This is a genomic window from Microcoleus sp. B3-D2 (assembly GCF_036705345.1).
Taxonomy (GTDB): domain Bacteria; phylum Cyanobacteriota; class Cyanobacteriia; order Cyanobacteriales; family Microcoleaceae; genus Microcoleus.
The window spans coordinates 1-14,990 of the sequence record NZ_JAUBUG010000010.1 but is presented as its reverse complement, the minus strand read 5'-3'; the positions used below and the strand labels follow the sequence as shown (position 1 = coordinate 14,990).

At 46.2% G+C, this 14,990-nt stretch carries 11 protein-coding genes and 1 pseudogene; 6 read left to right on the top strand and 6 right to left on the bottom strand.

Annotation, left to right across the window (positions count from 1 at the left end):
• The first annotated feature begins 23 nt into the window (after positions 1-23).
• Positions 24-695, top strand: a complete 672-nt coding sequence (locus QUB14_RS05865) for a hypothetical protein (protein ID WP_333215823.1) — start codon at positions 24-26, stop codon at positions 693-695.
• A gap of 25 nt (positions 696-720) precedes the next feature.
• On the opposite strand, the gene QUB14_RS05860 is transcribed toward QUB14_RS05865, so the two are convergent.
• On the bottom strand, positions 721-1,236 hold the full coding sequence (locus QUB14_RS05860; protein ID WP_333215821.1) for a phycobiliprotein lyase: 516 nt from the start codon (positions 1,234-1,236) through the stop codon (positions 721-723).
• A gap of 693 nt (positions 1,237-1,929) precedes the next feature.
• Here QUB14_RS05860 and QUB14_RS05855 point away from each other — a divergent pair.
• Positions 1,930-4,170 carry a hypothetical protein gene (locus QUB14_RS05855; RefSeq protein ID WP_333215958.1) on the top strand — a complete coding sequence of 747 codons (2,241 nt, stop codon included), beginning with the start codon at positions 1,930-1,932 and terminating at the stop codon, positions 4,168-4,170.
• Between the two features lie 262 nt (positions 4,171-4,432).
• Here the strand turns inward: QUB14_RS05855 and QUB14_RS05850 are convergent.
• Both QUB14_RS05850 and QUB14_RS05845 read right to left on the bottom strand, forming a co-directional pair.
• Positions 4,433-4,540: pseudogene (locus tag QUB14_RS05850) on the bottom strand (Uma2 family endonuclease); the annotation flags it as partial.
• Positions 4,541-4,736: 196 nt separating this feature from the next.
• Positions 4,737-6,146 (bottom strand): heterodisulfide reductase-related iron-sulfur binding cluster, encoded by a 1,410-nt coding sequence (locus tag QUB14_RS05845; RefSeq protein ID WP_333215820.1) that lies wholly within the window; start codon positions 6,144-6,146, stop codon positions 4,737-4,739.
• Positions 6,147-6,148: 2 nt separating this feature from the next.
• Here QUB14_RS05845 and QUB14_RS05840 point away from each other — a divergent pair, with 2 nt between their 5' ends.
• On the top strand, positions 6,149-6,310 hold the full coding sequence (locus QUB14_RS05840; protein ID WP_333215818.1) for a hypothetical protein: 162 nt from the start codon (positions 6,149-6,151) through the stop codon (positions 6,308-6,310).
• A 180-nt stretch (positions 6,311-6,490) separates the two neighbouring features.
• On the opposite strand, the gene QUB14_RS05835 is transcribed toward QUB14_RS05840, so the two are convergent.
• Entirely contained in the window at positions 6,491-7,906 is a 1,416-nt protein-coding gene (locus QUB14_RS05835; RefSeq protein WP_333215816.1) for an FAD-binding oxidoreductase, read from the bottom strand.
• Positions 7,907-8,003: 97 nt separating this feature from the next.
• Between QUB14_RS05835 and QUB14_RS05830 the strand changes: the two genes are divergently transcribed.
• The 3 genes from QUB14_RS05830 to QUB14_RS05820 all read left to right on the top strand — a co-directional run bounded on the left by QUB14_RS05830 (position 8,004) and on the right by QUB14_RS05820 (position 11,458).
• A complete protein-coding gene (locus tag QUB14_RS05830; protein ID WP_333215814.1) occupies positions 8,004-9,467 on the top strand; it encodes an ATPase domain-containing protein in 1,464 nt (487 codons plus the stop codon).
• Between the two features lie 462 nt (positions 9,468-9,929).
• The gene (locus QUB14_RS05825) at positions 9,930-10,301 is read left to right on the top strand and encodes a response regulator (RefSeq protein ID WP_333215812.1); all 372 of its coding nucleotides are present in this window, start codon (positions 9,930-9,932) and stop codon (positions 10,299-10,301) included.
• The gene (locus QUB14_RS05820; protein WP_333215810.1) at positions 10,298-11,458 is read left to right on the top strand and encodes an ATP-binding protein; all 1,161 of its coding nucleotides are present in this window, start codon (positions 10,298-10,300) and stop codon (positions 11,456-11,458) included. Before QUB14_RS05825 ends, QUB14_RS05820 begins: the two co-directional genes overlap by 4 nt.
• Before the next feature lie 77 nt (positions 11,459-11,535).
• Here the strand turns inward: QUB14_RS05820 and QUB14_RS05815 are convergent, their stop codons facing one another.
• Positions 11,536-13,059 carry an MFS transporter gene (locus tag QUB14_RS05815; protein WP_333215808.1) on the bottom strand — a complete coding sequence of 508 codons (1,524 nt, stop codon included), beginning with the start codon at positions 13,057-13,059 and terminating at the stop codon, positions 11,536-11,538.
• Positions 13,060-13,421: 362 nt separating this feature from the next.
• On the bottom strand, positions 13,422-14,402 hold the full coding sequence (locus tag QUB14_RS05810; RefSeq protein ID WP_333215806.1) for a DALR anticodon-binding domain-containing protein: 981 nt from the start codon (positions 14,400-14,402) through the stop codon (positions 13,422-13,424).
• Between the last annotated feature and the right edge of the window lie 588 nt (positions 14,403-14,990).

Here is a 14,990-nt window from a genome sequence, read left to right as displayed (position 1 = left end):
AGTCAACAGTCAACAGACAACAAATGACAGAAGTGACGGCAATATCTGCACAAGCAGCGGCTCTGCTGGTTCACTACGGTTTTGACCTAGGTGGCAAGAAAGCCGAGAAATTGGCGGGTGAATGGCTGACCAAGTATCCCGGCTATTGGCTGCGTTTAGCAGTGGTTGAAGCGCTTTATCAAGGGCGCTACAAGGCTGTTTCTGTGGAACAGCTATTGAGTATGTGGCATCGGATAGGTCAACCTCTCTATCATTTCAATCGCGAGTTTGAACGCTTGGTATGCAATAATTTTCCTCAAAATTTAACGGGGGAAAGTGCTGCTCAACTGTCACCGGAAGATATACTTTTATCGAACCAGGAATCGGAAGTAACTGCCGCAGAGTTAGATTGGCGTGGGCCCTCAGAGGCGCAACTTGATGTGGCGCTTCATGAAAAAGTCCCAAACACAGAGGCAGAGGAAACAGGAAAATTACCTGCAGCCGACGATCGCACAAAAGAAAATACAGAATTTGTAGTATATGAAGATGTGGCTGTTACCGCCCTCGCCGATCGAGCCGAAGCCGAGCACAAATTACCGGACAAACCTGTGGCAAAATCATTCCCAGTTGTCAAACACACTGATTTTCATACCAAGTTAAAAGCGATTGCCCGAGAAGGCAGAAGAAAGAAGGGAGAAAGCAGAAATAGGGTGTAAACTTTGAGAACTAGATAGTTATTTGTCACTCTTCACTTTTGGGACTTCCTCCCATCCGAATTTCCGAACAAAAAGAAGCTTGTTCAGTACCGTTAGCTTGCTTAACAACGCTAGTCCGCAACCGCAGGTTGGGCATGAGATACCACAGCCTTTCTTCGGCATGAAGGGTGTCTGATTCTGTAATCAATGTCAGCACGTCGTCGCCCATCACGTAGCGGCCCTTACCCTTGTCTTGCAACACTTTGCCTTCGCTGGGATTGTCGGGATTTGGTACGATCGCTAGTATGGTAGAACCGATTTGTTTAGCTTTGTCGCGATCGGGAATACCGTCCCAACTAATCCGAACGCCCTTTAGCCCAGTTGAAGCCGGGTTAATCGAGTGTTGTTGGCAAAGTTTGACGACTGCTGCATCGCTAGCTGTCAGTATTTCTATTTTGAGGTCGGATTTACCTGCCTGCAATTCCCCAGAATTGAGATTGTGTACGGTACGCTGAGAAAACCATTTACCTGCACTTAACTCGAAAAACTCGATAACATCCATGAAATTTGTCTCTAAAGTCAATACTGCTTTATTTGCGATCGTGACTTGCGCGCTATGGAGTCAGAAACCCGGTTTCTTCCTACGTACCTAGCGGTCAAACCAATGATTTTGTTTAGAAATCCGGTTTAAGAGTGCAAGTCCTTTTCTATATTTTAGAGGAAGGGGGCGCACCTGCAAAGCTTTCTGAGAGCTTTGGGCGAAACAGATTGCAGATGCCGTTGAGGTACAAAACCCAACCAGGGGGACATCTGCCTCGCTGATGCGGCCGACTTGACACAAAATTAGAGCATCCGCCATCATATTTCGTTATAAAAAGTCTTTTTCGCACTTTAAATAGGATTGCGATACCTGAAATTTTTTAGCTTTGACAGTGTTGATCGAGCGACCATCATCGCCCAAAACCAGCTATGTTAAGAAAAACGACGATATATGTGAGATCTTGTGGATCGATCGGTAAATTGGGCATTGCTGAGTTGAATTATATTGGCGGCGATTTATTGTAATCGCACTGCTTGAAAATTCTCCAAGCAGACTCCGACTAAAAAACAAGCAATTCATCGAACCCTCACCAAACCGAGGACAGCAAGCCCATAGCACAGAGCATTTAAATATGTCATGCTAAGTCAAGAGAAAAGATTCTCGATCGGCTTTTCGGTAGGGTGCAGCTAGCGATCGTATACATTTAAAAAACACATCCGTAAATTTATGACAGAGTTTACACAAGGGCTGGATAAAATGCAGCCCGCAGAACAGACGCACTACCTGGGAATCCTGCCAAGTCAGCTAGCAGCGACTTCAGACTCCGAAAAATTATACAGCTTACTAACAGATTACAATTTTATTGAATCCAAGCTGTCAGCATCGGGAGTACAGGCGCTAATAGAAGATTACGATTTAGCAACAAGTCCCGATATTACCTCAGACCAAAAAGCCGACCAACTCAAATTAATCCAAGAAGCAATTCGGCTGTCTGCCCACATTCTAGCCACAGATAAAACCCAACTAGCCACCCAACTAATAGCCCGCTTGATGCGCTTTGAAAGTCCCGAAATTCAAGCACTGCTAGCACAAGCAAAACACCAAAAAAAACCCTGGCTGCGGCCGCTAACGCCCAGCTTTGCTCCTCCTGGCGGCAGATTATTGCGTACCCTCACCGGACATACAGATTGGGTACAAGCTGTAGCAATCACCCCCGACGGCAAGCGGGCAATTTCTGCGTCCTCCGACCACACTCTCAAAATTTGGCACTTAGAAACAGGAGAAGAACTTTCCACCCTCAAAGGTCATCTTACCTACGTCAATGCTGTAGCTGTCACCCCCGACGGCACTAAAGTAATTTCCGGTTCTTGGGACAATACGATTAAAATTTGGGATTTAGAAACTGGACAAGACATATTTACTTTTGCCGGCGATACTTTTGCCGTAGAAGCAGTAGCAGTAACTCCCGACGGCAAGCGAGTAATTTCAGGTTCTTGGGATGGCAGTATTAAAGTTTGGGATTTGACAAGCAGGGAAGTAATTTTTAACTTCAAAAGTCACAGCAGTTTTGTCCAGTCCGTAGCAGTAACTCCTGATAGTAAAAGGTTGATTTCCGGGTCGGGAGACAACAGCATGAAAGTCTGGAACCTAGAAACCGGAAAAGAACTTTTTACTCTCACGGGCCATGCAGATTGGGTAAAAAGTGTAGCAGTTACTCCCGACGGCGAACAAATAATTTCCGGCAGTTACGACGGAACAGTTCAAGTCTGGAGTTTGCCAGAAAAAAAGCAAATTTTCACTTTAGGAAAGCACGGCAGTTTTGTTCAAGCTGTGGCAGTCAGTCCTGACGGCAAACGGGTAATTTCGGCTTCCGGCGACAAAACGCTAAAAGTTTGGAATCTCGAAACAAAAGAAGAACTTTCCACTTTTACCAATCACATCGCCCCAGTTAATGCTGTGGCTGTTACCCCCGACGGTAAGCGGATAGTTTCTGGTTCCTCTGACAAAACTCTAAAAGTTTGGCACTTAGAAACAGGCAAAGAAAATCTATCATTTGCAGGTCACGATGACTGGGTAAATGCTGTAGCAGTAACGGCGGACGGTACGAAAGCGATTTCCGGTTCGGGAGACAACAGCATTAAAGTATGGAATCTCAAAAACGGACAGGAAATTTTTACAATTCGGGGACATCAAGATTGGGTAAAAGCACTCGCAATAACAGCGGATAGCAAGCGAGTAGTTTCGGGTTCTGGCGACAAAACTGTGAAAGTTTGGGATCTAGAAACCGGAAAGGAAATCTTTACTTTCACGGGTCACGCAGACTGGGTAAATTCTGTGGCAGTGACGCCAGACGGAACGATGGCAATTTCCGGTTCAGGAGACCACACTATTAAAGTTTGGAGTTTAGAAACAGGAAAGGAACTTTTGACTTTTTCAGGTCATGAGGACGGGATAAAAGCTGTAGCAGTTACTCCTGACAGCAAGCGGATTATTTCGGCTTCCGGCGACAAAACTCTGCAAGTTTGGAGTTTGGGGCAAGAAAAGAATATTTTGGCTGATTTGTGGAATTTAGCAGTAAAAAATCTACTTTTCACTCTCAAAGGTCATGATAGTTTTGTGAATGCTGTGGCAGTTACGGCGGATGGGAAATGGGCGATTTCGGGCGGGCGGGAACCCAATCTGAAAGTATGGGATTTGTCAAGTAGAAAAGAAGCTTTTACTTTGACAGGTCATGCCGATACGATAACATCCGTGGCGACTATGGGAAATAAAGCGATTTCTGTTTCGGATGACAATACTCTGAAAGTTTGGGATTTGTTGAGTCGAAAAGTAGTTGCTAGTTTCACGGGAGATAGTGCTTTGAAAGCTTGCGCTATTGCACCTGATGGGGTGACGATTGTAGCGGCGGAAGCTTCGGGACAGGTGCATTTTTTGAGGTTAGAAGAGGGGGAATAGTCATTAGTCATTAGTTATTATGCCGATCGCACTTTTGCTAAAATTTAAAAGTGCGATCGCTCTTTTCCCAATCTAGTTTACAATTGTTCCGGGTCAATTCCCATCGATCGCAGTCTTTCTGCGAGGATAGCAGCCCGCTGTTCGGCTTGTTCCAAGCTGCGAGAAACGGGAGAATCTCAGTTTTGCATTTACAGTGCGAGCGGGGACGCTCGCACTACAATAAAAAAAATGCTTTTTACAAAACTGAGATGCTCCCGCGAGAAACATCCTCATAACTTGCAAACGGTTCCCCGTCATGGCGATAAATTTGTAACTCTTCACCCGACAAATCAAAGCGAATTCCCAGTCGGGGACTGACCCAATTTTCGATTGAATTTTAGCTTGTGGGAAATGTGATAAGTGCGATGCCCTGCGGGATAGCTACGCCGCGCGTACTTACTCAAAACAATAACCTCTTCCTCTTTCTCCTTCCTCTCTTCCTCTGCGCCCTCTGCGCCCTCTGCGGTTCATTAAAAAAAATCTCACTCAGCAGCGAAAATAGGGCAGACACCGCCCGCCCTACAAAACTACTTCCTCAGCAACTTCACCCCCCGAATCGAATAATCCAAAAGCTCGATCGGGTGCATTAAAGTAACTTCCTTTCCCTGCAACTCCAAATGCTTCTTAATTTGCAAAGAACAACCCGGATTAGAAGAAGCAATCAACTCCGCCCCAGTATTCAGCAAATTCTCCACTTTTTGCACTCCTAATTCATCAGCAATTTCCGGCTGAAGCATATTGTAAACCCCCGCACTCCCGCAGCACAAAGCCGCATCCACAGGTTCTTTTAACTTCACCCCCGGAATTTGTTGCAGCAACTGACGCGGCTGCAAACTAATCTTTTGCCCGTGCAACAAATGACACGCATCCTGATAAACAATTGTCAAATCTCCCTCAATCAAAGGATTGAGTTTCGCTGTAATTCCCGCACTTGCCAAAAACTCTTGTACGTCCTTAACATTAGCAGCAAATTTCTCAGCTTTCTCCCGATATTCCAGGTCATCTGCTAAAATATGACCGTATTCTTTCAAAGTATGGCCGCACCCAGCAGCGTTGATAATCACAAAATCAACGCCAGTATTTTCAAAGCTATCAATCATTTGTCTCGCCAAAGCTTTCGCCTGTTCCGCTTGGCCTTGGTGTTCCGGCAAAGCAGCACAGCATCCCTGACTTTTAGGAACCACCACCTCGCAACCGTTAGCCGTCAAAACTCGCACAGTAGCCTCATTAACTGGCGAAAATAACAGCCGCTGCACGCAGCCTAAAATCATCCCGACTCGATAGCGTTTCTCTCCTTGTGCCGGAATTACCTCTGGTAAATTATCCCGGAAAGAATCGACAGTAACTTTCGGCAAAATTGATTCCATCGCAGCCAAGCGGGGAAATACTTTTTTCAGCAAACCTGTTTTGCGGACAAGTTTTGGCAGTCCTAATTTTTGATAAATAAACAGCGGTACAAGCAAAGGCCGCAATCTGTGAGGATAAGGGAAGAGATTAAAAATCAGAGTGCGAATTACATTGTCGGAAAAAGTGCGTTCCTGATTTCTGGCAACTTGGTGGCGAGTTGCGGAAATTAATTTGTCGTATTGAACTCCAGAAGGGCAAGTTGTAACGCAGGCCAAACAGCCCAAACAAGTATCGAAATGCTGTGAGGTTGCTTCGTTTAAAGGTGCCTCGCCTTCGTTAATTGCATCCATTAAATAAATGCGGCCTCTAGGCGAATCCATTTCTTTGCCAAGTACGCGATAACTCGGACAAGTTGACAAACAAAAGCCGCAATGTACGCAAGTATCGATTAATTTCGGGTCTGGCGGGTTCTTGGCATCGAAACCTGGAATTTCGAGGGTTTCTAAGTGGGGATTTTGTGCTAGAAAATTGCTTTCTTTGGCAGGTCTTAAATCGTCGCTGGGAACTGGAGATTTTTCTGAAGTTTGCATATATGGCAGAAGGAAGAGGGAAGAAGGAAGAAGGAAGAAGGAAGAGGGAAGAAGGAAGAAGGAAGAAGGAAGAAGGAAGAAGAAAAAAGGATTTAGTTATCAATGAGAGAAGTCAGAAGCAATCGACCGCTTATATTTCAGCAATTAAGAAAAGAACTTCCTAACAGTCAGGCGCGGTTGCTATTCATAGCAAGCCTAAATCCGTCAAAAAAACAAACACTTCTCTTCATTTCTCTTCCTTCGCGGTCTTCGCGCCTTCGCGGTTCGTTAAAAAACAAATGTGGTTCACCAATAATTCAGACTCGGAATTAAAAAAAACAGAACTCCGGACTATAAAGTTTAAACTAAATACCGCTTATAAAACGATGTGGACTCAAAATATTTTCCGGGTCAAACTGCTGTTTAATCCGGCGCATTAAATCGATCGCACTTCCAGTATAGCCCCAAACATCTAACTCTTGCTTGATGTCAGTCGGCGCTGCTAAAACAGTCAGAAAACCGCCTTTCGCTTCGCACCCCCTGCGTACCTGCAACAGCGTTGCCGCAGTCGCACCCTCAAACCGCAAAACTCCTAAACCGCTGCCTGCATGAATCAAAGCGTCCTGTACCGGCAATTCGTTAATTGCCGCTACAGCTTCCGACGGTCTAATCCCTATTTTGCAAATAATTGCGGACTTTGTGCCAGAATTCCAGACTGTTTCTGGCAATCTTTGCCATAACTGATGCTCATCATTGCAGCCACAGATATTTGCTTGCAAACCCAACTTTTCGCCAACTTCCAGCAAGCGGGCTGATTGTTCTTTAACGCTCTCTGCGATACTTTGAAATCTTACTATCAATCCTTGGCGCTTTCCTAAACCTAATTGTGCTACTAAATCAGGTGACACCAAATCAACGGCCGTCGGAGTCAAAGCAGAAGACAATAAGATTTGAGCCGTTTGGGACAAAGCATTAGTTTCCCCTGTCAGCACTACCGTTCCCGAGGACTCAGGCAGCGGATAAACTCGGAAAGTTACTTGACTGATAACACCTAAAGTGCCGTAAGCACCAGTAAACAGTTTCATCAAGTCGTAGCCGGCGACATTTTTAACAACTCGACCTCCGGCTACCGCAATTTTACCGTCCGATCGCACAAAGGTAATTCCCAACAGCAAATCGCGAATCCCCCGATAGCGATGCCGCAAGGAACCCGCATCAGCAGTAGCGACAATGCCACCCAAGGTTGCCTGTTGCGGATACGCGGGGTCGATCGGCAAAAATTGACCTGCTGCTGCTAAAATTTGCTGCAAATCGGCAAACTTCATTCCCGCTTCCGCAGTCACGGTTAAATCGCCCACAGCGTGTTCTACAAGCCGGTTCAGACGCGAAGTGCTGACAGCCACAAGCCCCGCTGCATCAGGAGATACCCCTAAATCCCCCTTAAAAAGACCCACTTTGACAACATCTTGCTCCCCCCTTGTTAAGGGGGGCTGGGGGGGATCGGAGTCTAATTTTACTAAACCGCCCCAATCAAGTTTGCTGCCGCTACCACAAGGCAAGACTGCACAGCGACGTTGCTGTGCCCAAGCAATGACAGCCGCCAGTTCTTCCTGAGTATTCGGGTAAACGGTACAATCTATTTTCGTGTCGGGGGCCACTGCTTTTTCTACCCGTTCTTGCCAAAATGGCTCTGTATCTTGCCAGCGACAGATGCCAGCAGTCCCAACAATACTTTCTAATTCTTGTGTGCTTACGTAATTTTCGGTAGAAAAAGATTTCATGAAGGTTATCAGACGCCCGGTAAAAAAAATTATCAAAACAGTGCCTAAAACCATTAAATATTAATACGGGCCCGATATTCAAAAGATGAACAAACAAATGTCTCAAAACCGAATTTCTCTGGGAATTACCGGTCTCAACGAAGTGATTGGTGGCGGCCTAATTTCTCAACGCTCTTATCTGGTGCGCGGCGGCCCGGGTACTGGCAAGACGACACTGGGCTTTCACTTTTTGGCAGCAGGTGTGGCTGTGGGAGAAACGCCCCTGTTTATTACTTTAGGAGAACCCGAAGCGCAATTGCGGGCCAATGCCGCAAGTCTCGGTTTTGATATGGAAGCGATGGCGTTCCTCGATTTGAGCCCATCCTCAGAATTCTTTACAGAAGTTCAGACTTATGACATTTTCTCCCCCTCCGAGGTTGAGCGAGAACCGACTACACAAAAGATTATTGAGCGAGTCCAAGCTGTCAAGCCACAACGGGTGTTTTTGGACGCAATCACTCAATTTCGCTACTTAGCTGCGGATGAGTTTCAGTTTCGCAAGCAAGTTTTGTCTTTTCTGCGGTTTTTGGTGGAAGGGGGGGCGACGGTGGTGTTTACCTCCGAAGGCACCTCAAGTGCTCCCGACGACGATTTGCAATTCATCAGCGACGGAGTAATTTATTTAGAACTGCGCCCTGAAGGACGCACCATGTCTGTCACCAAGCTGCGAGGCTCCAACTTCCGCAGCGGCCGCCATTCGCTGCGCCTGACTCAGGCTGGTATGGAGGTATTTCCGCGACTGCTTCCGGACAACTTTCAACAGGATTTTGTTGCTGAAGCGATTTCTGCTGGGGTTCCAGAAATCGACGAACTGCTGCACGGGGGACTAGAACGGGGGACTGTGACGGTGATTAGCGGGCCTAGCGGCGTGGGTAAAACGACGGTGGGGATTCAGTTTATGAAGGAAGCTGCAGGAAGGGGGGAGCGATCGGTAGTTTACATTTTTGAGGAGTCAAGTTCCACTCTGCTGCGCCGCTGCGAATCAGTTAACATCCCGGTTGGGGCGATGATTGGGCAAGGAAGTCTTTCGGTGATACCCGTGGAACCTTTGCTCTACTCGCCGGATCAGTTTGCCTGTATGGTACGCCAGGAGGTGGAGCAGGAAAAGACGCGGATTGTGATGATTGACAGTATTTCTGGCTATCAGCTTTCGATGCAGGGGCAAGATTTGGTGAACAATTTGCACGCTTTGTGTAAGTATCTGAAGAATATGGGAGTCACCGTTATCTTGATTAATGAGGTAGAAGCCATTAGCGGAGATTTTCGCCTGACCGAGATCGGAATTAGCTATTTGGCGGATAATCTTCTGTTTATACGCTATCTGGAACGCCAACTGCATAATAGGACAGAAATCCGCAAGGCGATCGGAGTAATTAAAAAACGAGTCAGCAATTTCGAGAGAACTCTGCGAGAACTCGAGATTACTCGCTACGGCATCAAAGTCAGCAAACCGATACGGGGGCTGCGCGGCATTTTGGGTTCGGCGCCGGTGTGGAGTGAGGGGGGAGCGGATGAAGATTGAATCGGGGTTTGTCGTGTTGTTTTTGGGCAAGTGCAGCTAATTTTGCAGTCGTGAATCTACTAATGAGTAGGGGGCGCACCGCGCACCTCACCACTAGCTGTAGGGGGCGCACCGCGCACCTCACCACTAGCCTAAGTCCTGGAAAACTTAAATATATTGGTAAATTTGTGTATTTTTCGACTTTTATCGTAGTGTAGTTTTCAATTCTATGAAATACAGTAGGGGCACAGGGCACGCGGCCGTGTCCTGTGTCAGATCATCTGTACTTCACTTAAGTGAAAACCGATGTAATCCCTCGCCGAAAAGTAAGCTAATACCAGATCAAAAAAGAAGCCAACTTTATGCCACCTCCCAACCGATATATAATCAGTCACTCCCCCTTGTAAAATCTAAAATCTAAAATCTAAAATCTAAAATCTAAAATCTAAAATGGTATAACCCGTATTCACAGGAAGCTGATAAATGACTGGCAACTCAATAATTTTAGCCGTAGACCGCAATCAGCGAAACTTGGAACTATTAGCACAATTTCTCAATAAAGAAGGATACCAGATGATCGCGGCTTATAACTTTGAAGATGTTGCACAAGCTATCAGTCAGCCTGCTAGGATCGGGATGGCTTTAGTAGATATTTCTGGTTTCGACCGCCGGATTTGGGAGTGCTGCGAACAACTGCGAAATCACCAAATCCCTTTTTTGATACTCTCGCCTAAACAAAGCGCTGCCATTCAGCACGAAAGCCTCTGCCACGGGGCTCGGAATATGTTGGTAAAACCTTTAATCGTTAGAGATTTGCTGGGAATTGTTCACAGCTTGCTAGGAGAACCTGCGTGAGTCAAATTTTATTGCTTGTCGAACAGAAAGAAAATCGCCGCCTGTTGTTAGAATGGCTAGCTGTTTACTATGAGGTATTGCTGCCACACTCAACAGAAAATAGTGAGGAGTTTTTACCATTTAATCAATCTTTTGACCTGGCGATAATTGACGGTATTTCGCTGAAACGCCACTGGCAATGGGTAGCAGCCCAAAAACAGGCAGAACACCCGGTATGCTTGCCTTTTCTTTTGATTACATCCCGCTCGGATGTAGGGATGGCAACGCAATTTATTTGGCAAAGTATTGACGATTTGATTATCGCTCCGATCGAGAAGATAGAATTGCAAGCGCGGGTGGAGATTTTGCTGCGATCGCGCCAGTTGTCTTTAACTCTTAAATTGTCTCACGACCAACTCGATCGCACTCTGCAAACAGCCCAAGAACTCAATGAGATGAAAACATCTTTGCTGTACATGATTGCCCATGATGTTCGCAATCCTTTGAATTTCATCATCGGCACTACACAACTTCTTACCAAGTACAAGTTGACCTTAACAGAGGAGAAAACACAAGAACTGTTAGACAAAACTCAAGCAGCCGCCAAAGGTATCGATCAGTTATTAGACGATGTTCTGCTGCTGGGCCGTGTTGAGTCAGGACAAGCCGGGTTTTGCTTGGTACCGCTAGACTTAGCAAAGTTTTGTAATGAGTTGGTAGGGGAATTTCAGAGCAGCCTGAAGTTGAAACCTCCAAGCGATCCGGTGACGCTAATTTTTGTGAATCACAGTCAATCGGCGATGGTGTCTTTGGAAGTAAGCTTGCTCCGGCGCATTCTGGGCAATTTGCTGTCAAATGCTATTAAGTATTCTCCCCCAAATACCGAAGTAATCTTTGAATTAAAAGTTACTGAAACCGAGGCTATTTTTTCAGTACAGGATGCAGGAATTGGCATACCTGTCGCCGACCAAGGACGGCTGTTTGAGTCATTTTACCGGGCTAAAAATGTCGGTCGAATTCCCGGTACAGGACTGGGGCTGAGCATTGTTAAAAAATGCGTGGACTTGCACGGTGGCGAAATTACTTTGATCAGTGAAGAAGGCGTCGGCAGTACATTTACCGTAACGCTGCCGATCGCAAAACCTGGAAAAAAGCAAATCTCGCCTGCAACGCCTTAAACTAGATGCAGGGATTATGCGAAAATTTACAGACTATGCAGTTGTCTGAGCTAAGGCGCGCCTTTTGTGCCGTACAATCAATCAACTGTTGAAGACCGATCGCCTGAGCTTTCAGGCAGACAGTCCAACTGTTCAACTATTAATGGTTGAAACCTGATGTCTCCAGGTTCAATTGCCACTCTTCTCCACCAAGCTGGCAACAAAAGCAGCCAAAACTTACCCAAAGAGACAGAACGCTGCTCGCGAACAAAAACCAAGGGCAGGAGAGCCGCCAGTCGTAAGACGGCTGAGAGGGCAAACACCCCTGGCAAGCCACCGAGATTGGTCAAAGTGGCGATAAAGCCACCAAGGGTGATTCCCATTGCCCCAGTGACACCAGGAACCGCCGCCGCGATCGCAAAGTAAAGGGACTGATTGCGTAGTGGTGTCACCGACATCATCAGATTACCACTGCACAGGTCGATCGCCGCCCACGTTGCACCGCCGATGATGTGCAACAGCGGGAACCACACCCATATAAAAATTGGAGCCGTTCCAGCTTCTAGCCAGAGCAGAGGGGTCAGAGCCACCAAGATTCCCACTACTATCATGATCGGGCGGTTCCCAACCCGGTCAGCCAGCTTCCCCCAAAAAACCAGCATCAGTAAGTTAGCACCCGCTCCTAAGCTGTTGTAGAGCGTTACCACACTGACATCTATATTTATGTCATCGAGCAAGTAAAGGTTAAAGAAGGGAGCGCTGACGTTAACGGCAAAGCTCCATAGGCCAGAGTAAAGCAAAAACTTTAAAAAATTGGCTTCCTTGAGAAAGCTAAAAATTGCCCCTATGGATGATTTTTCGCCTATATCTGAATGCGTGACGTGTACAAGCTTTGGGTTCACATCGGTCATAAAGAACTGACAACCTAGACTGATGATGCCAAGCACAATTCCTAAAACCAAGATGGCACTGTAACCTTGGAGCCTTCCACCGGGCCAGTTCGATACCACTAGAGCCAGCAACGGCACACCAATGAGATTCGTCAAGCTGACAGCACTATTGCGAAAGCCAAAATACCGCCCGCGCAACCGCTGAGGTACTAAAACCGCCAACCAGCTCAAGAAGGAAGCACGACCTAAAGATTCTAAGACTTGAGTTACCCAGATGATTGCCAATGTCAACTGCACTACCTGATGTCCAGCGAGCTGAAATGAGCCTCCCAACCACATTGCTGGCACGAGAATCAGCCACAGCACTCGCGACACTCCGAAAATCCAGAGGGAATACCAGTGGCGGCTCTGCAGTCGGTCTCCTATATAAGCTCCGAACGGTTGGAGCAGATTTACCAGTTGAGGAATGGAGGCGAGCATACCAATTTCGACTGGGCCAGCCCCTAAATCCAGCAAGAAATTACTGAGCAACGCGCCGCCGATGATGCTGTAAAAAAGCGTAGCGAAGACACTCTCCAAAGTTAGTGCTCTGAGGCTTGACCGAGTTTCCGGTTTGGAAAGTTTTAGAGGCGGAGTGGTCAGAAGTACCGTCTCTGGTAAGGCTATATCCTCTTGGATTTCCTGAAGAGGGAGAGGACTCGTTCTGTAATCTTCTTCTTGTGTTTCGAGCATACTGGATAGGCAATAGATGAGCTGCTACGCAGCTTAATTGTATAATATAAGATTAAATATTTTAAGTAAGACAGCCAGAGAGGCAAGCTAAAAATCACCTCTCTAAAAAGCCAAAAGAAAGATTACTTAAATAAATTAGGGAAAATAAGAATGCCCAAATTAGAGAAGAGTTCTTAATTGCATTATTAATAGTTAATCCATAAATAGCTAAGTTTTTATAAATTTTATATGCGACAGTAGGTTACTGGATTTTTCAGGGTGAACCAGATCAAATAGAGAGCTTTTCAGATAAAAGAAGTTAAGGGAACTTTCGGAAACCCACCTATGGGTATGAATAAAGGTTGCTAAAAATGGGAACAAAATCAAAGTTCTAAAGGAGCAAGAGCGTTCAATAACTCTTCTAGGATAAATCGCAGCAAAGATTGAGTTGCTAATATTAAGCCCAAGCGGGATTGGGCGAGTTGGGGCTGTTCTATTTTAACTTTACCCCAAATTCGGCACTGGCTGTAAAAAATCTGAAATGCTTCGCTCAAACTATTGGCTAATTTGAAATAATTGACAGGTTTTTCGCGGTTCTTTACATCAAAAGTAGGATATAAATTGTCTAGCACTGTTAACAGTTGCGATATTAAACTGCGTTCTGCTGGATGCACTAACCGCAGTCGATCGCCCTCGTCAATCCAAGGGATAGGATTTGGACTCGCTAGGGACCAAATTTGCGGCGCTGTAGTCACATCGGGCTGGGCGATCGCAATTATCCGATCGCGGTGGGCCATTCGCAGCAGGGAACAGCAGCGCGCGTGGCTGTACTGAATGGGAAACAGTCGATCGGCTGACACAACAGGAGATAATATTCGAGATTCTGGAAGTGGGAGGTTCGTTTGGGCTAAACGCTGCAACCAAACGGCTAAACCTGCATCAGTCAACTCCATCTCGATAATTCCCGCCGGCGCTACTTTAACGGCGAAATCTGGGTAGCACAGCGGTTCGAGTGTTTCGGCCAACTGTGCCGCGATTGTCTGCGGTGTCTGCTGCCAAGTTTTAGCCAATTTCAGGGCGATCGCAGACACGTACAGCACCCGCGCGCTATCTTTACTCCGATTTAAGGGAAATATTGCACCATTCTCCATAAGTTTTTTATGGGCGGGCAGGATGCCTACCCCACAATCAAATTCACTTTTTGTGGAACAGGCATCTTGCCTATTGTTGAGAATGGTGCAACCTATGAGATTTAATGGAATTTCCCCTAGTGTCTCTTGCTGGGCGATCGCGCTTTGGAACTTGGAAAGCAAGAAACACTTCACTGTAACTTCCGGGCACTGCGAGATATTTGCTGTATCCATATCGGCCGGTCCTACGGTAACAGCGACGATCGACTGTTACCACTTGCACTGTTCTTGTACGTTAAACTGCTGAGGTCAGAGATAGTCGATCGCCTCCCCCGGGCGGGGCTACATCGCATTAATGTGCTTTCTAGCGATTTGTTTGCTAACTATACAATAATTTACGACAAATGTTTTGCTCAACTCTACCATTTTGATGTATTTTTTGCTACATTGAATTTTTCGGTAAAACTAAGAAAAGTTAGCACAGTTAAGAAGCGTGCAAGCTCGATCGGGGGTTGGTGGTCTCACTTTGTATCGTACGTGCGATTCGTTTAACCTAAAATAAGCTGAAAGGCTTATGGGACGGTTAGCCCAGTTAATAAGACTGGTGATAACTGATTACATTTGGAGGTGAACCGCCGTGCGGTAAGTCCTTCCCCTCAAGTGCAGAGGTGAAAGCATAACCCCTAGTTGGATGGGTAGCAACCATTAAACTAAAGCGGGGCTAAAAGGCAGAACTACTAGAAGTCAAATCCGGTAACTGTCGAGCAAGAGTCCATGCGTAGCAAAAGCAAAGATACGTCTGAACCACCGTTAACAAAAATG